20 protein-coding genes are annotated in these 18,782 nt (G+C 63.8%); 5 read left to right on the forward strand and 15 right to left on the reverse strand.

Annotation, left to right across the window (positions count from 1 at the left end; genetic code table 11):
- Positions 1-161: 161 nt before the first annotated feature.
- The gene (locus AC4QBL_RS04055; RefSeq protein WP_472906574.1) at positions 162-2,000 is read left to right on the forward strand and encodes a 3'-5' exonuclease; all 1,839 of its coding nucleotides are present in this window, start codon (positions 162-164) and stop codon (positions 1,998-2,000) included.
- A gap of 51 nt (positions 2,001-2,051) precedes the next feature.
- Here AC4QBL_RS04055 and AC4QBL_RS04060 read toward each other — a convergent pair whose 3' ends face one another.
- The 6 genes from AC4QBL_RS04060 to AC4QBL_RS04085 form a co-directional block, all read right to left on the reverse strand.
- A complete protein-coding gene (locus AC4QBL_RS04060) occupies positions 2,052-2,273 on the reverse strand; it encodes a HepT-like ribonuclease domain-containing protein (RefSeq protein WP_472906575.1) in 222 nt (73 codons plus the stop codon).
- Between the two features lie 126 nt (positions 2,274-2,399).
- Complete coding sequence (locus AC4QBL_RS04065; RefSeq protein ID WP_472906576.1) at positions 2,400-2,690, reverse strand: nucleotidyltransferase family protein; 291 nt, start codon at positions 2,688-2,690, stop codon at positions 2,400-2,402.
- 131 nt (positions 2,691-2,821) lie between these two features.
- Complete coding sequence (locus AC4QBL_RS04070) at positions 2,822-3,037, reverse strand: nucleotidyltransferase family protein (protein ID WP_472906577.1); 216 nt, start codon at positions 3,035-3,037, stop codon at positions 2,822-2,824.
- Positions 3,038-3,181: 144 nt separating this feature from the next.
- Positions 3,182-3,820 (reverse strand): hypothetical protein, encoded by a 639-nt coding sequence (locus AC4QBL_RS04075; RefSeq protein ID WP_492131631.1) that lies wholly within the window; start codon positions 3,818-3,820, stop codon positions 3,182-3,184.
- 63 nt (positions 3,821-3,883) lie between these two features.
- Positions 3,884-4,750, reverse strand: coding sequence for a hypothetical protein (locus tag AC4QBL_RS04080; RefSeq protein WP_472906579.1), 867 nt, complete (start codon positions 4,748-4,750; stop codon positions 3,884-3,886).
- A 44-nt stretch (positions 4,751-4,794) separates the two neighbouring features.
- The gene (locus AC4QBL_RS04085) at positions 4,795-6,678 is read right to left on the reverse strand and encodes a glutamine--tRNA ligase/YqeY domain fusion protein (protein ID WP_472906580.1); all 1,884 of its coding nucleotides are present in this window, start codon (positions 6,676-6,678) and stop codon (positions 4,795-4,797) included.
- Between the two features lie 308 nt (positions 6,679-6,986).
- Here AC4QBL_RS04085 and AC4QBL_RS04090 point away from each other — a divergent pair, with 308 nt between their 5' ends.
- Positions 6,987-8,258, forward strand: a complete 1,272-nt coding sequence (locus AC4QBL_RS04090; protein ID WP_472906581.1) for a DUF2157 domain-containing protein — start codon at positions 6,987-6,989, stop codon at positions 8,256-8,258.
- 395 nt (positions 8,259-8,653) lie between these two features.
- Here AC4QBL_RS04090 and AC4QBL_RS04095 read toward each other — a convergent pair whose 3' ends face one another.
- A complete protein-coding gene (locus AC4QBL_RS04095) occupies positions 8,654-10,594 on the reverse strand; it encodes a choice-of-anchor I family protein (RefSeq protein ID WP_472906582.1) in 1,941 nt (646 codons plus the stop codon).
- Between the two features lie 114 nt (positions 10,595-10,708).
- Positions 10,709-11,341, reverse strand: a complete 633-nt coding sequence (locus AC4QBL_RS04100; protein WP_472906583.1) for a DUF924 family protein — start codon at positions 11,339-11,341, stop codon at positions 10,709-10,711.
- Positions 11,342-11,507: 166 nt separating this feature from the next.
- Between AC4QBL_RS04100 and AC4QBL_RS04105 the strand changes: the two genes are divergently transcribed.
- Entirely contained in the window at positions 11,508-11,975 is a 468-nt protein-coding gene (locus AC4QBL_RS04105; RefSeq protein ID WP_472906584.1) for a hypothetical protein, read from the forward strand.
- Positions 11,976-12,173: 198 nt separating this feature from the next.
- Here AC4QBL_RS04105 and yjjJ read toward each other — a convergent pair whose 3' ends face one another.
- The 7 genes from yjjJ to AC4QBL_RS04140 all read right to left on the reverse strand — a co-directional run bounded on the left by yjjJ (position 12,174) and on the right by AC4QBL_RS04140 (position 17,266).
- Positions 12,174-13,496: a type II toxin-antitoxin system HipA family toxin YjjJ gene (yjjJ, locus tag AC4QBL_RS04110; protein ID WP_472906585.1), complete on the reverse strand. Its 1,323-nt coding sequence runs from the start codon at positions 13,494-13,496 to the stop codon at positions 12,174-12,176.
- Between the two features lie 91 nt (positions 13,497-13,587).
- Positions 13,588-14,403 (reverse strand): LytR/AlgR family response regulator transcription factor, encoded by an 816-nt coding sequence (locus AC4QBL_RS04115; protein WP_472906586.1) that lies wholly within the window; start codon positions 14,401-14,403, stop codon positions 13,588-13,590.
- A 14-nt stretch (positions 14,404-14,417) separates the two neighbouring features.
- On the reverse strand, positions 14,418-15,077 hold the full coding sequence (locus AC4QBL_RS04120) for a DUF2238 domain-containing protein (protein ID WP_472906587.1): 660 nt from the start codon (positions 15,075-15,077) through the stop codon (positions 14,418-14,420).
- Positions 15,074-16,174: a sensor histidine kinase gene (locus tag AC4QBL_RS04125; protein ID WP_472906588.1), complete on the reverse strand. Its 1,101-nt coding sequence runs from the start codon at positions 16,172-16,174 to the stop codon at positions 15,074-15,076. Before AC4QBL_RS04125 ends, AC4QBL_RS04120 begins: the two co-directional genes overlap by 4 nt.
- A 91-nt stretch (positions 16,175-16,265) precedes the next feature.
- Positions 16,266-16,580, reverse strand: coding sequence for a 2TM domain-containing protein (locus AC4QBL_RS04130; RefSeq protein ID WP_472906589.1), 315 nt, complete (start codon positions 16,578-16,580; stop codon positions 16,266-16,268).
- Between the two features lie 42 nt (positions 16,581-16,622).
- Positions 16,623-17,036, reverse strand: coding sequence for a DUF2306 domain-containing protein (locus tag AC4QBL_RS04135; RefSeq protein WP_472906590.1), 414 nt, complete (start codon positions 17,034-17,036; stop codon positions 16,623-16,625).
- Between the two features lie 53 nt (positions 17,037-17,089).
- Entirely contained in the window at positions 17,090-17,266 is a 177-nt protein-coding gene (locus tag AC4QBL_RS04140; RefSeq protein WP_472906591.1) for a hypothetical protein, read from the reverse strand.
- On the opposite strand from AC4QBL_RS04140, the gene AC4QBL_RS04145 reads away from it, so the two are divergent.
- Together AC4QBL_RS04145 and AC4QBL_RS04150 are read left to right on the forward strand one after the other, a co-directional pair.
- A complete protein-coding gene (locus tag AC4QBL_RS04145; RefSeq protein WP_472906592.1) occupies positions 17,265-17,843 on the forward strand; it encodes a YceB family lipoprotein in 579 nt (192 codons plus the stop codon). The two genes, AC4QBL_RS04140 and AC4QBL_RS04145, sit on opposite strands and share 2 nt — an antisense overlap.
- Before the next feature lie 98 nt (positions 17,844-17,941).
- Positions 17,942-18,772: an undecaprenyl-diphosphate phosphatase gene (locus tag AC4QBL_RS04150; protein WP_472906593.1), complete on the forward strand. Its 831-nt coding sequence runs from the start codon at positions 17,942-17,944 to the stop codon at positions 18,770-18,772.
- The last annotated feature ends 10 nt before the right edge of the window (positions 18,773-18,782 follow it).

Genomic DNA, 18,782 nt, shown 5'->3' on the forward strand with positions numbered 1-18,782 from the left:
GGATGCTGTAGCGCTAGCAGATGGCGGCGATGGACGCGCGGTGTTGAGCGATGGCGGGGTGCATGCCTGCGAGTGCACCGATGGAGCCGCTTGGCAGGTATGCCCGAGCGTGGGACGTATTTGCGTGCACCATGTCGCCAAGGGAAGCAAACAGAAACAACATGGCCACACTGATACCAGCGATAGGGAGCTGCGTCTCGCGCATGACTTCGGGTGAGCGCCGCACCGCCGAGCGGCTTGAGCAAAAGCTCGACGACGACTACCTGCTCTGGTACGACGTGGCGGTGGGCCCCCGCCATCAGCACCCAGACTTTGTTGTCATGCACCCGCGCCGGGGCATCCTGATTTTGGAGGTCAAAGACTTCCGGCTCTCCACCCTCATCCAGGCCAACAAGCAAACCTGGGACATTCACGCCGAAGCTGGCCCCAAAACCATTCCCAACCCGCTGGAGCAGGCCAGGCAGTACGCCCACCAGGTGGTGAACGCGCTGGAGCGCGACCCGCAACTGGTGCAGCCCGAAGGCCGCCACCAAGGCAAGCTGGCCTTTCCGTGGAGCTACGGCGTGGTGCTGCCCAACATCACCCGCGCGCAGTTTGACAAAGCCGAACTCCACAACGCCATAGAGCCGCACCGCGTGGTGTGCCAAGACGAAATGCTGGAGGCTGTGGAGCCCGAGGCATTGCAAAGCCGCCTGTGGGACATGTTCCCCTTCATGATGGGTGGCGTCATGTCGCTGCCGCAAATGGACCGCGTGCGCTGGATCATGTTTCCTGAAGTGCGGGTGGCCGTGCCCGGCACCGGTGACCTGTTCGACGCCACCGACGCCGACGCCGACCTGCCCAGCATCATGCGGGTGATGGACATACAGCAAGAGCAGCTGGCGCGCAGCCTGGGCGACGGGCACCGCGTCATCCACGGTGTGGCCGGCTCGGGCAAAACCATGCTGCTGGCCTACCGCGCCGAGCACCTGGCCAAGGCCCACACCGCGGCCAGCAAACCCATCCTCATGCTTTGCTACAACGAGCCGCTGGCTAAGCAGCTCGCCCATGTGATGGCCGCCAAAGGCATTGCCGACCGCGTGCACGCCGTGCACTTTCACAAATGGTGCCGCGACCAGCTCAAGGCCTTTGGCCAGACCCTGCCCGCCAACAACCAGTCGGTCACCGACAAGATGGCCGACATGGTGCAGCGCGTCATCATCGGCGTAGACCGCAAGCAGATCCCCAGCGGGCAATACCAGGCCGTGCTCATCGACGAAGGCCACGACTTCGCGCCCGAGTGGCTCAAGCTGGCCGTGCAAATGGTCGACCCCGCCACCAACAGCCTGCTGGTGTTGTATGACGACGCGCAAAGCATTTACGAGCGCAGCAAAACCCACGAAGGCGGCAAACCTTTCAGCTTCAAGAGCGTGGGCATACAGGCGCAGGGGCGCACCACCATCCTCAAGATCAACTACCGCAACACGCGGCAAATTTTGCAGACCGCCAGCCTGGTGGCCGCTGATCTGCTGACCGCCGATGACAAAGACGAAGACGGCGTGCCCATGCTCAAGCCCGTGAGCTGCGGGCGCGACGGCGAAGCGCCGCTCATCATCCGCCTGCCCACCCTGCGGGCCGAAGCCACACACATCGTTGAACTGCTCTGCGCGGCCCACAAAGAAGGCCACGCCTGGGGCGACATGGCCTTGCTCTGCCGCCACCACCAAGACATGTACCTCTGCGCCAACGTGTTGAACCGGCGCGGGTTGCCCTACCAGGTGCGCGACAAGGCAGGCCAGTTCGACCCGGCCGCCGACACCATCAAGGTGCTGACCCTGCACGCCAGCAAAGGGCTGGAATTCCCGGTGGTGGCGCTGGTGGGCGCGGGCCACATGCCCGCCCCGGGTGAAGACGAGCGCGAGGAAGCCAAGCTGTTTTACGTGGGCGCCACGCGGGCCACGCAGCGGCTGATCATTGGGATGGGTGGGGACGGGCGGTTCGGGCAGCGGTTGGCTGCCTGAACAGGCGTTCTTGCAGAACCGCTCGCACCGCGCAGGAACGGGCGAGGCGGCTCACGGTGTCAGCGTCGCGAGCTGGGCTTTCAGTCCCGGCAGGTCAGAGGTGACAGTTGCCCAGACGATATCCAGGTCCACCTTGAAGTAGCCATGTGCCAGCGCATTGCGCATTTCATACGCAAAGCCCCATGGCATCCCGGAATGGGCCTGAGCAAATGCTGGGTCGTTCTTGACCACGTTGTTGCAGGCCTCGCCAATGATCTCCAGGTTGCGGATCACGGCGTCCTGTGTTTCGGTCTGCCTTGAAGCCTGCAGCGTCCATGCCCACTGTGTAGCTCTGGATGTTGTCAATCGCCTGCGCCAGGTGTTGGAGGTAGTCCGCCGTGCGCAGTGGGTGCTGGCGCCTCACAGCCTCACCGCCTCGCGCAACACCTGATCACGAAAGCTGTCCGGCAGACCATTGGGGGTCAACACGTCGACCTCCATACCCAGCAGTGCCTTCAACTCGTAGCGGATCGCGCCAATGTCCAGCAGCGTGGTCGAAGGCGCAGGGTCCACCAGCACATCCAGATCGCTGCCCTCAACATCGTCGCCATGAACCGCCGAGCCGAAGACGCTCACACCAGCAACGCGGTGTCGCAACGCAATCTCTCGGATCTGCGAGCGATGAAGATGGAGGGCTTGTGATGGGCGCATGTGGCCGAGTGTAGCGATTGGGCGCCGACTTCGGTGCCGGGCGAAGCCCGCCGATCGTGTGGCGCTAGTTGGCTGTGTCTCCGTCCGACTCAGCGTCTCTGGGGTGAAAATTGGAATCTGACCCCAATAATCTACAGCAGTTGTTCCAGCTCGGCCTTGGCGCCGTGGAAGCTGTGCAGGTCGGGCTGCGCGTCTTTTGCGAACTCCACCAGAAAGTCCGCGTCGCTCTTCGCGGGGTCAAAGTCATCGGCCCGCGCGGCCGAGCCAAACACCTCGAGCCGGCTGATGCGGTAGCGCTGGCAGATGGTGGCGATGGAGGCGCGGTGTTGGGCGATAGCGGGGTGCATGCGCAGAAGTGTACCGATGGGGCAACTTTGCGGGGTGCTTTGCGGAGGTGGCTGTGGCTTGGCTTTATTGGAATCTGACCCCGAATATCTGACCCCGAATATCTCCATCTAACCGAACAGTATTGAGACCAGACCCTGCTGCCGTTATTCAGAAACGCGTAGACCGTTCAACATAAGCTCGCAGTCTGGCATGTTATCAAGTAGAAGCCTCGCCATTAATGGCGCAGTGGGTGCTGAGTCGTGCTTCGAAATTTGTATGGAGGCTATGCACTCCGCAGCAATCGTACGGCCGTTAAGTATGAAGGTGCGCATCAGGTTTCTACTTAACCATTTCTGACCCGCGACGTTAATTACATGGTCGTATTCGATGTCAATAAACCTAGGTAACTTGTTGCGGCTCCGCGTTGCTGAAACAATATTTCCGCTACCTTCTGGAACGATTATTTTTGCCCACTCGAGTGGATCAAGGTTTTTGAAAACGGAGCCAAATTTTGTAGGAAAATCGTAGACGCCGAGTTGTAGCCAAAAAATTACATTTTCCCCCGATTTTTTGCCCCACTGAAATACATGGTTGGGCCCAATTTTTGAGAGTGAGGTATACCCATCGGGTCGAGGCGCCTCAATCGTGAGACCTTTCGCGTTTGGGTGTCTTTCAAACACTTCAGCTAGTGCTGAGTTGCAGATCGTGAAGAATGATAAAAATAGAGTTACCAGAGCACGGCGATTCAAGCTAAAAAATGAAGCGAGCGACATGCTGAAATTATTTAAATGAATTTGATGCATGGCAGTCGTTGGATAGGAAGTTTTGTGAGCAATTTATAAGATTTTATTGGGCTTCAAAAGAAGCTATGGTAAGGGCTTTGAATCTTGATTTTCTGATGCTTCGACCAATGTCGCTTCTAGTGAGTTGGCGATTCCCCATACGAAAACTGTAGGCGTCATCCAGGTCAGCAATAAGATAACAACGGCAATGCTTCGGTGAAACCAAGTCGAATCGCTCATGAGCGAGCAGATTGTGAGAACAAGTGCTGCTAGTGATATTTCTAGTAACACGATGAATATCGAATTGGAGTGCTCTCTGAGGTGTGAGTAGCTTGAGCGGAGATCGTCATTTTCCGTTCGGACACTAGCGAGAGTTCTATAGTATCTCTTGAACTGGGATTTTTTGATTGCGCCGTGGCGGTAAGATTTGTTTAGCAACTCGTGCATGAGCATTGCAACAGGAATTTTTTCAAGTTTTCCGAGATCATCCAAAGTTGCGGCAAGGGGTGCCCATTGAGCAAACAAAATATAGATAGCAGGGATTGCTGCAACTGCTCCCACTGCCGTCCAAAACTGATTTGTGGCGGCCGGCGAGAAAAACACTGCAAGCAATAGTGCTCCGACTAAAATCAACCACCATCCTGTCCACATTGTGCTTGGGTTGATCCCACTTCGTGCTGGAAGTGGGCCGAGCATTCGTGCTGCGTGTATTATTGTTATTGGTGTGCTTGAAATGTAGCAATAGAGGAAACCAGTCAAAGAGAGTGTCAGAAATAGAGTTGAATCTAGCTGCTTGTCGATGACTTGCTTTGTTCCTTCAATTAATGTTATATGGGTGTTGAGTGGGTTATATACTGCTGAAATCAGCAGGATGCAGCAAAGGCTGCCGACGATTGTTCCGATTAGATATCGAACGATATAGCTTTCGAACCATCTCGGGGTTACGTTCATTTTGGTTGCTCTTCCCTTTTTGTTTTGGATGAATGTGGGGTTGATTATTTCCCCCAACTATCCTTCAACCCCGTAACCCGATTGAACACCGGCTTGCTTCCCGCCACGTGATCCACCCGATCCGCCACAAAGTAGCCAAACCGCTCGAACTGAAATTTCTGGTCAGGCTGTGCAGCGGCCAGTGAGGGCTCCACGTAGGCGGTGACGACTTTCAAGCTGTTGGGGTTCAGCGCTTCGATGAAGTCTTTGCCGCCGGCGTCGGGGTTGGGGTCGCTGAACAGGCGGTCGTACAGGCGCACTTCGGCGCTCACGCCGCTGGCCACGCTGACCCAGGTGATGGCGGCCTTGGCTTTCACGCTGTCGGCGCCGGGGGTGCCGCTCTTGGTGCCGGGGATCACTTTGGCGTGCACTTCGGTCACGGCGCCGCTCGCATCTTTGGCGCAGCCGGTGCATTCGATGACGTAGCCGCCTTTGAGGCGCACCACCGCTCCAGCGGACGCGGTACCGTCAGCGTTCCTTTGCGGCGGGGTCAGCCGCTTGTAGCCCTTGGGCGGCACTTCTTCAAAGTCTTCGCGCTCGATCCATACCTGGTTGCCGATCTTGAACACGCGGTCGGGCGGGGGCGTTTGCCCTTCGGCGATCGCGCTGTGGGGTAGGGCGGGCTGGGTGCAGTCTTCGGTGTAGTCGTCAGCGCCGAAAGTCTCGGCCCAGTTGGTGAGCACCAACTTGACGGGGTCGAGCACGGCCATGCCGCGGTGGGCTTTGTTTTCCAGGTCTTCGCGCAGGCAGCCCTCTAACGTGCTGTAGTCGATCCAGCTGTCGCTCTTGGTGACGCCGATGCGTTCGGCAAACAGCTGGATGCTTTCGGGCGTGTAGCCGCGGCGGCGCAGGCCGACTATTGTGGGCATGCGCGGGTCGTCCCAGCCGCTGACTTTGTGGTCGTACACGAGCTGGGCGAGCTTGCGTTTGCTGGTGATGACGTAGGTGAGGTTGAGGCGGGCAAATTCGTATTGGCGGGGCGCGGGCGCGGCCAGCAGCTTGCCTTCAACCAGGCGTTCCATCAGCCAGTCGTAAAACGGGCGCTGGTCTTCAAACTCCAGCGTGCAGATGCTGTGGGTGATTTGCTCCAGCGCGTCCTCAATGGGGTGCGCAAAGGTGTACATGGGGTAAATGCACCATTTGTCGCCCGTGTTGTGGTGCGTGGCGCGGCGTATGCGGTAAATGGCCGGGTCGCGCAGGTTGATGTTGGGCGAGGCCATGTCGATCTTGGAGCGCAGCACCATGCTGCCGTCTTCGTGCTTGCCGTCGCGCATTTCGCGAAAGCGGGCCAGGTTTTGCGCGGGCGTGCGGCTGCGGAACGGGCTGTCTACGCCGGGTTTGCCAAAGTCGCCGCGGCTGGCGCGCATTTGCTCGGCGGTTTGCTCGTCCACATAGGCGTGGCCGGCTTGCACCAAGTATTCGGCCGCGCGGTACATGAAGTCAAAGTAGTCGCTGGCCTGAAACAGGTGGTTTTGGCCGTTGGCTTCCCAGCCAAAGCCGAGCCACTGCACCGCGTCCAAGATGGAGTTGACGTACTCGGTGTCTTCCTTCTCGGGGTTGGTGTCGTCAAAGCGCATGTGGCACACGCCGCCGTAGTCGCGCGCCAGGCCAAAGTTGAGGCAGATGCTTTTGGCGTGGCCCACGTGCAGGTAGCCGTTGGGCTCGGGCGGGAAGCGGGTGCGAATTTTGGCCGGGTCCAGTGGGCCGGCGGCGTGGTGGGCGGCGTCGCCCGGGGTGCCGGCCCAGTGGCGGTTGGCGTATGTGCCTTGTTCCAGGTCTTTTTCAATGATCTGGCGCAGAAAGTTGCTCACTTTGTGCTCGCCGGCCGCTTCGCTGGCGGGGGCTGCGGGGTGGTTTTTGGGGGCGTTTGGGGTGGTGTTCGAACTCATTCAAGCATTCTAGGGCCGCAGGCTGGGGCGCCCTTGCCGCGCACCCCTGGCGGCGCTGGGGTGGTGCGGGCCGCTGCGCCGTGACTTGCTTGGCCCGCTGGCGCACCACCCGACGAGGGGCGGGGCGCGGGGTTTGAGCGGCGGGGTGTTTCAAGTATCTTTAAACCCGCTTCCAGCGGCGGCGGCAGGGCATGGGAGGTGCCTTGCAGACGCGTGCCTGGGCACGGGCCGCAGCGCGGCCCCAGGCACCAACAAAAGCCCGCCAAGCCACACAAAAAACAAGCCACAGCACAAGAAAGCGCCGCACGATGAACAAGGACAACCCGGACACGATTTCCATGGAGCCGTCGACCCGCTGGGAAGAAACCCACGCGGAAGACGTGTTTTTGCCTTCGGTGCGGGTGCAGCTGGGCTGGCACGACATAGAGGCCGCGGTGGAGGCGGGGGCCATCGTGCCTTCAGAGGCGCATGCGCTGTGGGCCGAATGGGCCATGCCCGGCAGCCGCACGCGCGTAGCGGCGGGCGCCCCGCTGGTGCCCGACGTGGACTTTGAGCCCACGGTGGCCGAGTCGCTGTGGGCGGCACAGGCCGCGCAGGCTGCACGCGGGGCCCGGGCGCCGGTGGCCAGCGGGCCGCGCTTTTCGTTCACCAACACGCTGTATTACTTTGGCGGCATGCTGGCCATTGGCGCCATGACGCTGTTCATGACGCTGGGCTGGGAGCTGTTTGGCGCCTGGGGTGTGCTGGCGCTGGCGCTGGGCTACCTGGTGGGCGCGCTGCTGGTGGCGGGCAACCTGATGAAGAAAGGCCTGCACACGCCGGCCGGCATTTTGGCCACGCTGGCGGTGTGCCTGGTGCCGCTGGCGGTGTGGGCGCTGCAAAAAGGCCTGGGCGCCTGGCCCGACACCGTTGCCGACAGCTACCGCGACTACCACCGTGTCATTCACTGGCAATGGATCACGCTTGAACTGGCCACGCTGGCCGCTGCCGTGGTGATGCTGTGGCGCTACAAGCTGCCTTTCATGGTGATGCCGGTGGCTGTGACGCTTTGGTACATGAGCATGGACGTGGCCCGCTTTCTGATGCAGGCCAACGGCTTTGACTGGCAGTTTCGGCTGGACGTTTCGCTGGTGTTTGGCCTGGCCACCTGCGCCGTGGCGGTTTGGGTAGACCTGCGCACGCGCCGCGCCACGCTGCCCGAAGACCGGCAAGACTTTGCGTTTTGGCTCTACCTGTTTGGCGCCATCATGTTTTGGGCAGGCCTGAGCATGCAAAACAGCGACTCCGAGGTGAACAAGTTCATTTACGCGCTGATCAACGTGGGCCTGGTGTTTTTGGGCGCGGCCATTGGGCGGCGCGTGTTCACGGTGCTGGGCGCGCTGGGTGTGGCGGGCTACCTGGGGTATTTGTCTTACCGGGTGTTTGAAGACAGCCTGCTGTTTCCGTTTGCCCTCACGCTGCTGGGGCTGGCGGTGGTGGGGCTGGGCATTTGGTGGCAAAAGCACGAAGTCGCCCTGCACGCCCGGCTGGCCAGTTGGCTGCCAGCGGCTTTGCGGCCACTGGCTAACAGCTACCGGTAACTTACGCTCGTCTTGAGCGCCCCGTTCGTTCTGAGCCTTCCGTTCGTCCTGAGCGCTCCGTTCGTCCTGAGCCCTCCGTTCGTCCTGAGCTTGTCGAAGGAATCACCACCGTGGCGGCGGGGCTTCGACAGGCTCAGCCCGAACTGAAATGTGCCCAATTTGGGTGGGTGCCCGTGGCGGCGGGGCTTCGACAGGCTCAGCCCGAACGGAAATGTGCCCAATCTGCGTGGACGCCCGTGGCGGCGGAGCTTCGACAGGCTCAGCCCGAACGGAAATTTGCCCAATCTGCGTGGATGCCCGTGGCGGCAGGGCTTCGACAGGCTCAGCCCGAACGGGAATGTGCCCAATCTGCGTGGATGCAGGGGGCGCGGGTGAAGGCCCGCGCTACCCGCCCATCAATACGTCAGGTTGAGCTGCATCACCGCAGTGGTGCCGCTCACTTCGTTGCCCACAATCAGCAATGGCTTGCCGTTGGGTGACTGGGCGGCGGGCACAAACACCAGGCCTTCGGGGCCCAGGTCGCCAATGGCGGCGAGCCGGCCGGCGGTGGCTTCGTCTTCAGGGTCGTTCAGCCATTCGTCGCGGGTGTTCAGGTAGTCCACGCGGGTGGGTGCAGCGGGGTTGGTGATGTCGTACACCAGCACGCCGCCCATGCGCTCCAGGCCAATGAAGGCAAAGGTTTTGCTGCCAATGGTGCCCACGGCCACGCCTTCGGGCTCGGGGCCTTTGGCATCGCTGCGGCTGTCTTTGGCGTTGCCTTCGTTGTGGCCGCTGTTGAAGAAGTCGGCACACGGAATGTTGCGGGTGGTGCCGAGCCTGCAGTCGGCGCTGGCCAGAAACTTTTCAATTTCAGCGCCCGAGTCCCACACCAGCGAGCCGTCTTCACCCCAAATGCTGAACGAGCGGGCGCCGTAGCTGTAGAGCCGGTCGTACATCAGGCGGTCGCCGGTGGTGTCTTGCACGCCAAAGCTGTTGTAGCGCAGGGGCGCACCCGTGGTGTCGGTCTTGTAACCCTGCACCCAACTTATGTTGAGGCGACCGAGTTCACCGTTGGCGTTGCAGGTACCCGGGCTGGCCGCGGTGCCCGAAACGCCGGCTGTGGCGCCGCAGTAGCCAAACACGGCTGGGTCGAGCAGGGCGCCCGCCAGCGGAGTGGAGCCGGCCACGGTGCGCAACTGTGGTGGCACCACTTGCCAGCCAGCGGCTCTTGTCAGTGCTGACACGCGCAGTTCTTCAATAAAGCCCAGCGCGGGGTTCTGCGTGGTGAGGTAGGCGGGGTTGTCCTCACCCCAGGCGCGCGCGTCGCCTTCGTTGGCGGTCACCAGGTAGGTCTTGCCGCCCACGGTGTACGACGCCATGGCATCGGGCTGGTACATGCCGTACACGCCCGGCCAGGTTTTGATGTTGATGGTCTTGCCATCGCCGTCTGACGCATCCAACTCGTTGCCCGCCACGCCGTGGTTTTTGAAGCCCAGCGGCAAGATGTCGGTCACGGTGGCGGTGGCAATGTCCACCTTGGCCAGCGCGTTGTTTTCTTGCAGGGTCACCCAGGCGGTGAGGCCGTCGGCTGACAGGGCCATGTATTCGGGCTCAAGGTCTTGCGAAGCCGAAGCGCCCGGGCCATACAGGCGGATGCCTTTGGCGCGCAGGGCAGCTTCTTGGCCGGTGAAGGCGCCAAAGCCGGCGGTGCGCACCACCAGGCGGGCGGGGTTGCTGATGTCGACGATGCTGATGCTGCCCTCGGGGTCGATCTGGTAGTCGTCGCTGGGCTCGCCTTCGTTGGCGGTGAGCACGGTGTTGCCGTCGGGGGTGAAGACGATCATGTCGGGCAGCGCGCCCACGGTGGCCGAGCCCAGCAGGGTCAGGTCGCTGGCGCGGTAGAGCGCCATGCGGCCGGGGTCGGTTTTCACGGGGGCCTGAATGGCCACAGCCACCATGCCGTTGAACACGGCCACGCTGTTGATGGACGAACCCGCCAGCACGGCACTGGCGTTGAGCTGGCTGATGAAGGTGGGCTTTGTGGGGTCGCTCAGGTCGATCACGTCAATGGCGCCGGCCTGGGCGTTGACCACAAACAGGCGCTTGCTGGCTGCGTCGAAAGCCGGAATTTCAGCGGCGCTCACTTCGTACAGGCCCGACTGGTAGCTGCCAATTTTTTCCAGCGTCAGGCCAGCGGGCGTGGCTTCCACCACCGGGGCGGGCGGCGTGGGCGCGGCGGGCTCGTCGCTGCCGCCGCAGGCGGCGAGCACGGCCACCATGACGAGCGTGGCGGCAAAGCGGTGCGCTGGCAGTCGGGCTTGGGATGGGGCTTTCGCGCGGGCGGGCAGGGTCTTCATGGCGTGCTTTTGTGGTTAAAAGCACGGTTGTAAAGACGGCGCGTGACCGCCGGGTGACGGCTTGGTGACGCCTGCATGACGTGGCCCTTGCGGGGCCAGGCATGGCACGCGGCGTTACTGCCCGAAGCGCGGGCCGGTTTTCAGAAACTCGGTTTCAGCGGGCGTGTTTTCGCGGCCGAGCGCGGCGTTGCGGTAAGGGAAGCGACCGTATTGCGCCACGATGTCGCGGTGCTGCTGCGCAAAGCGCAGGTTGCTGGCCAGGGCTTCGCGGCGTTCGGGGGTGGCGGTGTTGAGCAGGTGGGTGAAGCGCGCCACGCATTCGTCTTGCAGGGCCAGGTCTTCGGCGTGCATGAGCGGCATGTAAAGAAACACGCGGCCCACGCGGGGGAGCAGGGTGTTTTGCCCGAGGGTGAGGGTTTGCAGCACCAGTTGCTGGGCGCGCGGGTCGCCGGCAAAGGCGCGGGCCTGGCCTCGGTACACATTGCGGGTGAACTGGTCGAGCACGATGATGAGCGCGAGCCGGCTGTTGATGTTGGCTTCCCAGTCGGCGAGGCCACCGCTCAGCGCTTCGTCTACCAAGGCGCCAAAGCGGTGGCGTATTTGCTCGTCTTGTGTGGCGCCGCCGCCAAACCACAGGGTGCTGTGGTCGGTGCTGGGCCAGTCGTACAGCAGGCCGTCACCCAGCCAGAAGCTGAGCACGTCTTGTGCGGTGGGGTTGGTGGGGCTGTGGGGGGCGTTGTTGCTCATGGCGTGACCTTGGTGTGCACCGGTTGGGTGCTGGGCAGCAGATGCCAGGGGCACGGAGCCTGTTACGTCTGGCAACGACTTTGACTGTGCGTGCGGTACAGGTTACAGCGATTTTTTCTCTAATCCAACCACAAGGCGTCAACAGCTTTGCAACCAGGAGCAACCCATGAAAACCTTGTCTTTGAATACGTATTGGAAACGCACCTCGGCCGTGGCCCGTGGGCTGACCTTGGCCACCCTGGCAGCGGGCGCATGGGCGCTGTCGGCGGGCCTCACGCAGGCGCATGCCAGCGATGTGTATTGGTCGGTGGGCATTCAGCAGCCGGGTGTGTCGGTGGGCGTGTCCAACGCGCCGCCAGTGGTGGTGCACCAGTACCCGGGTGTGCGGCACCGCCCGGTGGTGGTTTACCAGCAGCCGGTGGTGGTGCACCAGCCTTACCCGTATGTGCGCCCGGTGGTGGTGGCACCGCAGCCGGTGTATTACCAGAGCTATGGCCACGCCCAGCGCTGGGATGACCGCCGCGACCGCCAGCACAAAAAATGGCATAAGCGCCATGACCGGCACGATCGCTACGACCGGGATGACCGCTACGACCGGGGTGACGATGACCGGCGCGGCCACGGCCGGCGCTGATGCTGGTGTGGGGTTTTGCGGGCGCTTCCCGGAGCAGTCGGAATGCCCCTCACCCCAGCCCTCTCCCGCAAGCGGGAGAGGGGGCAAGTCACGCACGGCACACAGTTGTTGATCCCAGTCGGTTTTCTTGCTTCCACTCCCTCTCCCGCTTGCGGGAGAGGGCCGGGGTGAGGGTTCTTCGGCCCGCTTCCGCCCGCGTCAGCCCAGCCTTTGAACCGTGTCGTGGTTGGCCTGCGCCAAGGCGCGAAACCCGCTTGAAATGCGTTCATCGGCCGCAGCGGCTTGCCAGAAGCGCAGCGCCAGGGCCCGGGCTTGTGGCCATTCGGCCAGGGTGTTGGCGGTGGGCTGCAGGGCGCGTTCACCAAACTCACGCGGCACCAGTTCGCCGTTGATGGGCGCGTAGAGCATGGGCAGCATGTCGTAGGTGGGTGACAGGCGCCAGTCGTCGTTGTCCAGCAGCAGCGAAATGTTGCCGTAGTGGCGGTCGGTGTTGGCAATGAGCACGCCGTAGGCTTCCAGCAGGCGCAGGTGGCTGGCGTCTTGCTCGGTGAGCAGGCGGCGCTGGGCCATGCGCCTTGCGGTGGCGGCCCAGTCGTCCATCTGGCCCACGTATTCCGAGTCGTACACCAAGAGCGACACCATGCCAATGCGGCCCGCTGCGGTGCGGTCAAAGCGCTGGGCTTCCAGAAACACACGGCCACCGGCTAGGACGATGCGGGTGTGCGCCGCCGGCAAGCCGGCTTGCGCGAGCGTGTGCAGGGCCAGGTGTTCGCACACCAGCAGGTCGCGCAGGCGCTGGTCGGCCGGGGCGCTGCCAGCGGGCGAAAACTTCACAATGACCGGCTGCTCACCAAGCACGGTACAAAACTTGGGCTGCTCGCCGCCGGCCGACGAGCCGGGCAGCGTGCCTTGCATGGCCTGGTCGGCCAGGGCGGGGTATTCCAGCTCGGGGTGGCTCACGCGCACCGTGCGCTGCGCCAGCGTGTGCAGGCGCTCCAGCGCGGGCTGGCCCACCACCAGGTTGCCGGGTAGGTCGTCACCGGCTTGCACCAGGGCTTTCAACACATCGTCGTCGCTCCAGTAGCGCAGGTCGGGCGGCAGGCGCAGCTGGGGGTGGGCGTGGGCAAAGGTGCGGCCCATGAAGCCCTGGGGGCGCATGTCGTTCAGAAACCAGGGCAGGCCGTCGTGCAGTTGGCTCAGGCCGTCGGCCTCGTCCACCCAGAAGCGCCCGCCGGGCAGCGGCACCATGCGCCCAAACGGGCTCACGCGGCCTTGCTCGTCCACCCGCATCATGGGCACTTCGGTGCCCACGCCGTCAATATGGCGCGGCAACAAGTAGCGCTGCGAGCGCGCCGCACCCACCTTGAGCACCTGCCCGCTGCGCACCAGCGGCGCCAGCGCCCGCGACACCGTGGGCTGGCTCACGCCCAGCCGGGCCTGCAGCTCGGCGCTGGTGGCCACACCGCCAAGCTGGCGCAGGGCGTCCAGGGCAGTTGTTTCAGGTGGGGCGGGGTGGCTCATTGAATGGAAATATGAATAGATATTTATTTATCATATTTCATTCTTTAAGCGCGTGTATTTCAGCCAGCTTTTGAATGGAAAAAATGCACAGTCACATGGCTTTGAAGCGCTGCGCATAGAGTCGGCTCACGGCCTGTGTTTCGGGCCGCCCGCGCAGGCTCAGCTGCAGTTGGCCGGCTGCGTTGCGCGTGACGGTGTGGATGGCGCTGGCCCGCACCACGGTGCCCCGGTGGATTTGCCAGAACACGCGGTCGTCCAGCTGGGGCAGCAGGTCTTTGAGCGGGGTGCGTATCAGCAGCTCTTCGGCCGCGGTGAGCACGCGCACGTATTTGTCGGCGGCTTCAAACACCAGCACCTCGTCCACCGGCACCAGGTGCAGGGCGTTGCCCACGCTGGCCTGTATCACCGTGAGCGTTTCGCTGGGCTGCGCATGGGCAACTGGCGCGAGCAGGGCGCGCAGCTGGCTCAACGTGTGTTCCAGCGGGTCGCCTGCGGTGGCCGGGCTGCGCTGGGCCAGCAGCTGCTGCACGCGCTGCACGGTGCGCGCCAGGCGCTCGGGCATCACGGGTTTTAAAAGGTAGTCCACCGCTTGCGCTTCAAAGGCCTGCACGGCGTATTGGTCGTAGGCGGTCACAAACACGGTGGCGGGAAACGGCGCGGCGCCGGTGCCTTGCGGCCAGGCGTCGGCCAGTTCGGCAGCGGCTTCCAGGCCGCTCAGGCCGGGCATGCGGATGTCAAGAAACAGCACGTCGGGCCGGCGCTGAAAGGCTTCACGCACGGCGCTGGCGCCGTCGCCCACCACGGCGCACACCTGCAGCGCAGGCCAGGCGCGGGCCAGCTCGGCCTGCAGCGCGGCCGCCAGCAGGGGTTCGTCTTCGGCAATCAGGGCGGTGGCTGGGTGGGGCATGGTTGCGGGGGTTTTCAGGGCCGGGCGGCGGGTTGCCAGTCGGGCCCGGCCAGCGGCAGGCGCTGGCGCAGGGTTTGGTAGGCGAGGGTGATGGCGTTGCCCAGCACGGCCAGCGCCATGTCTTTGTGGGCGTCCCACACGTCGCCCTGGGTGCCCAGGTAGGCGGCGCCCAGCTCGGGCGCCACCACCAGGGCGGTGGCCCATTCCACCAGCTCGTAAACCATGGCGTGCAAGCCCATGAAACTGGCCGACAGCACGCACATCCACACCGCGCTGCGCACCCGCACCACGCGCCCCAGCAGTTCGTTGAACACGGGCGTGAGCAGCAAGCCATAAGCCAGGTGGACGAAGCGGTCAAAGTGGTTGCGCTCCCAGCCAAAGAGCGCGTTGAACGTGTGGCCGGTGACGGCCTGCCACCAGCGGTCGTAAGGCACTTCGGCGTAGGTGTAGTGGGTGCCCAGCGAATGCAGGCAAAAGAACAGAAAAATGCCCACACAGGCGCCGTCGCTGAAGCGCTGGTGGCGCCAGGCCCACAGCAGGGTGGGCAGCGCCAGAAAAACCAGGATGTTTTCGATCAGCCAGTCGGACGGGTACAGCGGGTTGATGGCGCAGGCGACCCACACCGGCACATACAGCGCCAGCAGGGCTTTGGGCAGCCAGGGGCGTTGGGTCATGCGGGTGGCGTGTGGGGTTGGGGCGGTGTTTGCAGGGGCATACGCACGGTGGCGGTGGTGCCGTTGCCCGGGCTGGATTGCAGCGCACACGAGGCCCGCCCCGGGTAGGCCGTGGCCAGGCGCTGGCGCACTTGCGAGAGGCCAAACCCCGCGGTGGGCTCACCGTCAAAGCCCATGCCGGTGTCGCTCACGTCCAGCACCAGTTGGCCACCGGCTGCATGGGCCACCACGCTCAGGGTGCCGCCTTCCAGGCTGGGTTCGAGCCCGTGGCGTATGGCGTTTTCCACCAGCGGTTGCAGCAGCAGCGGCGCTACCGGGTGGTGTTGCAGGTGCTCGGGCAGGTGCAGGTGCGTGCGCAGTCGCGGCCCCATGCGCACGGCCATGAGTTCCAGGTAGTCGTGCAGGCGGGCAAATTCGTGGGCCAGGGTGTGTTCGGTGCTGTGGACGTGGGTGCGCGAAGCGCGCAAGGTGGCGCGCAGGTAGTCGTTGAGGCGGTCGAGCATGGTCAGTGCGCGTGGCGGGTCGGTGGCGATGAGCGCCCGCAAATTGGCCAGCGTGTTGAACAGCATGTGCGGTTCCAGCTGGCTTTCCAGCAGGCGCAACTGCGCTTCGGTGGCCTCGTGTTGCAGCGCCAGGGCTTTTTCGCGCTGGTAGAAATAAAACAAAAAGCCCAGGCTGATGCCCAGGGCGCCAAGCCACACGCCCCAGAACCGCTGCGGTGCCTGCACCAGCAGCGCCCAGGTGGACTGGCCCACATACAGGTCGCCCGCGGTGATGCCCAGGACGTAGCCCAGCACGATGCCGACCACCAGCCAGGCCAGGCTGCGCGGGTTGAGTGCCCAGTAGTGCGGCGGTTCGGTGCGCAGCCAGCGGTGCAGGGCAATGCGCAGGGGGTCGGTGAAAAACCAGATGCAGAGGCTGATGGCGTAGCTGTAGACCAGCGAGGCCAGCAGCGGATGCGCCCGCGAGGCCGTGAGCCACTGCACCAGAGCGATGACCAGCGCGACACCACAAACGATGAGCCCGCGCTGGCGCAGACCGGGCAGACTCGGTGGCGGCAGCCAGCGCAGCAGGGCCGAAGCTCGGAGATCGGTCATGGAGGACGGTGGGGTGGGTCAAGGCCCTTGGGCCCATGGGACATTTTGGCACGCGCTGTTTCGGCCCAGGGCGGGGCCCGGCCGGGATCGTTCAGGCGTTGCCTGTGTTGTGGGGGGTGGCTTGCTGGCTGCGCAGGTGCTCGCGTTCGCGCTCCACCATGCGCTCGCGCAGCGCAGGGCCGGGGCCGAAGCCCAGCGCGCCCATGCCGTGCATCAGCAGGCCAAAGCCCCAGCCGGCGGTGGGCCAGAGCGACCAGATCTTGCCCTGCGAAAAGGCCAGCAAATTCAGCCCGGTGATGACCACGGTGTAGACCAGCGCGTGGGTGTAGAAGCCCAGCTTGGCCTTGGCGCGTCGGCGGGCCAGGTGTTCGAGTTCGGGCGAAAGGGGTGGGGTGTTCAGGTTCATGGCGGGTGCTTTCTGGGTAGGTCAACGGTGGTCAAAACAGATTCAGAGCAGGCCCAGCCAGTGGCCCCAGACCAGCTGGCCCAGGCTGCGGCTGGGCAGCAGGGTGAAGGCCCCCGCAACGAGGCAACCGCCCACATACAGGCCCAGCATGTTTTTGCGGTGGCCGGCGATGTTGCCGCGCAGCAGGTACCGAAAAGCCAGAAACAAGCTGCCCAGCGTGAAAGGCACCAGAAGGTGGATGGGGGTGTAGCCGGCGATGTTGGGCAACCGGAAGTCGCGGATGAACAGGGCCGACAAGGCGGTGACCAACATGAGCGTGACCCACGCAAAACCCGCGGCGCGGTGCAGGCGGGGGCGCTGGGCGTGGCTGCGGCGCGCCCACAGGGCCACGGGCCCAACGACCAGCGCGGCCAGCGCGGCGCTGAGGTGGATGGCGATGACGGGCGTGAAGGACATGGGGCGGCTTTGCTGTGGGGTGTGCCCGCACTGTGCCGCGCCCGTGGTGGCGTTCACAGCGGTTTGCGACGGATCGACGCCAGCGGGCGCGAAACGCCGGCCGGGTGGCGCGAGAGGCGCTGCGTTGTTGCAAGTTTGTTGCTGGCCTGGCCGGGCTTTACCGGCCGCTTACCTGCTGCAAGCGCGCTGCCACCCCGCGCAGCGGTTTGCATTTCTACAATGGCTTGCATGAACACACCGAAACCACGCGGCCTGCGCTGGCTGGCCTTGATGCTGCTGGCCTGGGGGCTGGCCGGCTGTGCTTTGCTGCAGCCGGGGCCACGCAGCCTGCACCTGTCTGAGGCCAAGCTCGCAGCCATGATCGGGGACCAGTTTCCCTTCAACAGCCGCTACCTGGAGCTGTTTGACGTGGTGCTGGAGCGGCCCCAGGTGCGCCTGATGCCGGCCGAAAACCGCATCGGCACGGCCATGGGGTACCGCATTGGCGCTTCGCTGCTGGGTCTGCGGCCTACCCAGGGCACGCTGGACCTGAGCTACAGCCTGCGCTACGAGCCCGCCGACCAGACGGTGCGCCTGACCCAGGTGCGGGTGGAGCGCTTTGACGTGCCGGGCGTGGCGCCGGCCTACGCCACCCGCGTGAACCGGCTGGGCGCGGTGCTGGCCGAAGAACTGCTGCGCGACTTTGTGATCCACCGCCTGAAGCCCGAAGACCTGCGGGCCGCCCAGGGCTGGGGCTACGAGCCGGGTGCGCTGCAGGTGGTGCCCGGTGGTTTGCGCTTGCAGCTGGACCCCGTGGCGCGGCGCTGACGCGCAGCCCCCGGCCCGGGGTACGATCATGGCCTTTGTGCCTGGCCAGTGGTTGGCTGGCCCTCACTTTGCGAACCGCCCGCTGCGGCGAATGATTCATGGATTTTGCGTTGTTGATCAAGGCCGCCATCATGGGCGTGGTGGAAGGCCTGACCGAGTTTTTACCCATTTCTTCCACCGGCCACCTCATTTTGGCGGCGGCGCTGCTGGACATGCCGGGTGAAAAAATCAAGCTGTTTGAGGTGGTGATCCAGACTGGCGCGATCATGGCCATCGTTTCGCTGTACGCGGCCAAGCTGTGGGAAACGCTGGTGGGCTTGCCCACCCAGCGGCAGGCGCAGCGCTTTACCCTGAACGTCTTGGTGGGGTTTTTCCCCGCCGCGCTGGCGGGTGTGCTGTTCATCGACTTCATCAAGGGCGTGCTGTTCAACCCGGTGGTGGTGGCCCTGGGTTTCATCGTGGGCGGCTTCGTCATTCTTTGGGCCGAATACCTGCAAAAGCGCGGCGCCCAGGTGCACATTGACGACGTGGACAGCGTGCGCTGGCAAGACGCCCTGAAGGTGGGGCTGGTGCAGTGCACCGCGCTGGTGCCGGGCGTGAGCCGCTCGGGCGCCACCATCATTGGCGCCATGCTGCTGGGCTTCAACCGCAAGGCCGCCACCGAGTTCAGCTTTTTCCTGGCCATTCCCATGCTGTTTGGCGCAGCGGCCTACGACATTTACAAAAACCGCGACCTGCTGAGCGCGGCAGACATTCCGCTGTTTGCCGTGGGGCTGGTGGTGTCGTGGTTGTCGGCCTGGGTGTGTGTGAAGTGGCTGCTGCGCTTCGTGGGCAACCACACCTTTGTGCCGTTTGCCTGGTACCGCATCGCCTTTGGGGGCCTGATTTTGTTGACCGCCTCCCTGGGTTGGGTGGACTGGGTCGCCTGAGCATGCACAA

This window comes from Hydrogenophaga sp. L99, assembly GCF_058731905.1.

Coding starts and splice junctions, on each gene's coding strand:
- AC4QBL_RS04055 (WP_472906574.1), top strand. CDS start 162: ATGGCCACACTGATACCAGCGATAGGGAGCTGCGTCTCGCGCATGACT.
- AC4QBL_RS04065 (WP_472906576.1), bottom strand. CDS start 2,690: ATGCGCCCATCACAAGCCCTCCATCTTCATCGCTCGCAGATCCGAGAG.
- AC4QBL_RS04070 (WP_472906577.1), bottom strand. CDS start 3,037: ATGCACCCCGCTATCGCCCAACACCGCGCCTCCATCGCCACCATCTGC.
- AC4QBL_RS04075 (WP_492131631.1), bottom strand. CDS start 3,820: ATGCATCAAATTCATTTAAATAATTTCAGCATGTCGCTCGCTTCATTT.
- AC4QBL_RS04080 (WP_472906579.1), bottom strand. CDS start 4,750: ATGAACGTAACCCCGAGATGGTTCGAAAGCTATATCGTTCGATATCTA.
- AC4QBL_RS04085 (WP_472906580.1), bottom strand. CDS start 6,678: ATGAGTTCGAACACCACCCCAAACGCCCCCAAAAACCACCCCGCAGCC.
- AC4QBL_RS04090 (WP_472906581.1), top strand. CDS start 6,987: ATGAACAAGGACAACCCGGACACGATTTCCATGGAGCCGTCGACCCGC.
- AC4QBL_RS04095 (WP_472906582.1), bottom strand. CDS start 10,594: ATGAAGACCCTGCCCGCCCGCGCGAAAGCCCCATCCCAAGCCCGACTG.
- AC4QBL_RS04100 (WP_472906583.1), bottom strand. CDS start 11,341: ATGAGCAACAACGCCCCCCACAGCCCCACCAACCCCACCGCACAAGAC.
- AC4QBL_RS04105 (WP_472906584.1), top strand. CDS start 11,508: ATGAAAACCTTGTCTTTGAATACGTATTGGAAACGCACCTCGGCCGTG.
- yjjJ (WP_472906585.1), bottom strand. CDS start 13,496: ATGAGCCACCCCGCCCCACCTGAAACAACTGCCCTGGACGCCCTGCGC.
- AC4QBL_RS04115 (WP_472906586.1), bottom strand. CDS start 14,403: ATGCCCCACCCAGCCACCGCCCTGATTGCCGAAGACGAACCCCTGCTG.
- AC4QBL_RS04120 (WP_472906587.1), bottom strand. CDS start 15,077: ATGACCCAACGCCCCTGGCTGCCCAAAGCCCTGCTGGCGCTGTATGTG.
- AC4QBL_RS04125 (WP_472906588.1), bottom strand. CDS start 16,174: ATGACCGATCTCCGAGCTTCGGCCCTGCTGCGCTGGCTGCCGCCACCG.
- AC4QBL_RS04130 (WP_472906589.1), bottom strand. CDS start 16,580: ATGAACCTGAACACCCCACCCCTTTCGCCCGAACTCGAACACCTGGCC.
- AC4QBL_RS04135 (WP_472906590.1), bottom strand. CDS start 17,036: ATGTCCTTCACGCCCGTCATCGCCATCCACCTCAGCGCCGCGCTGGCC.
- AC4QBL_RS04145 (WP_472906592.1), top strand. CDS start 17,265: ATGAACACACCGAAACCACGCGGCCTGCGCTGGCTGGCCTTGATGCTG.
- AC4QBL_RS04140 (WP_472906591.1), bottom strand. CDS start 17,266: ATGCAAGCCATTGTAGAAATGCAAACCGCTGCGCGGGGTGGCAGCGCG.
- AC4QBL_RS04150 (WP_472906593.1), top strand. CDS start 17,942: ATGGATTTTGCGTTGTTGATCAAGGCCGCCATCATGGGCGTGGTGGAA.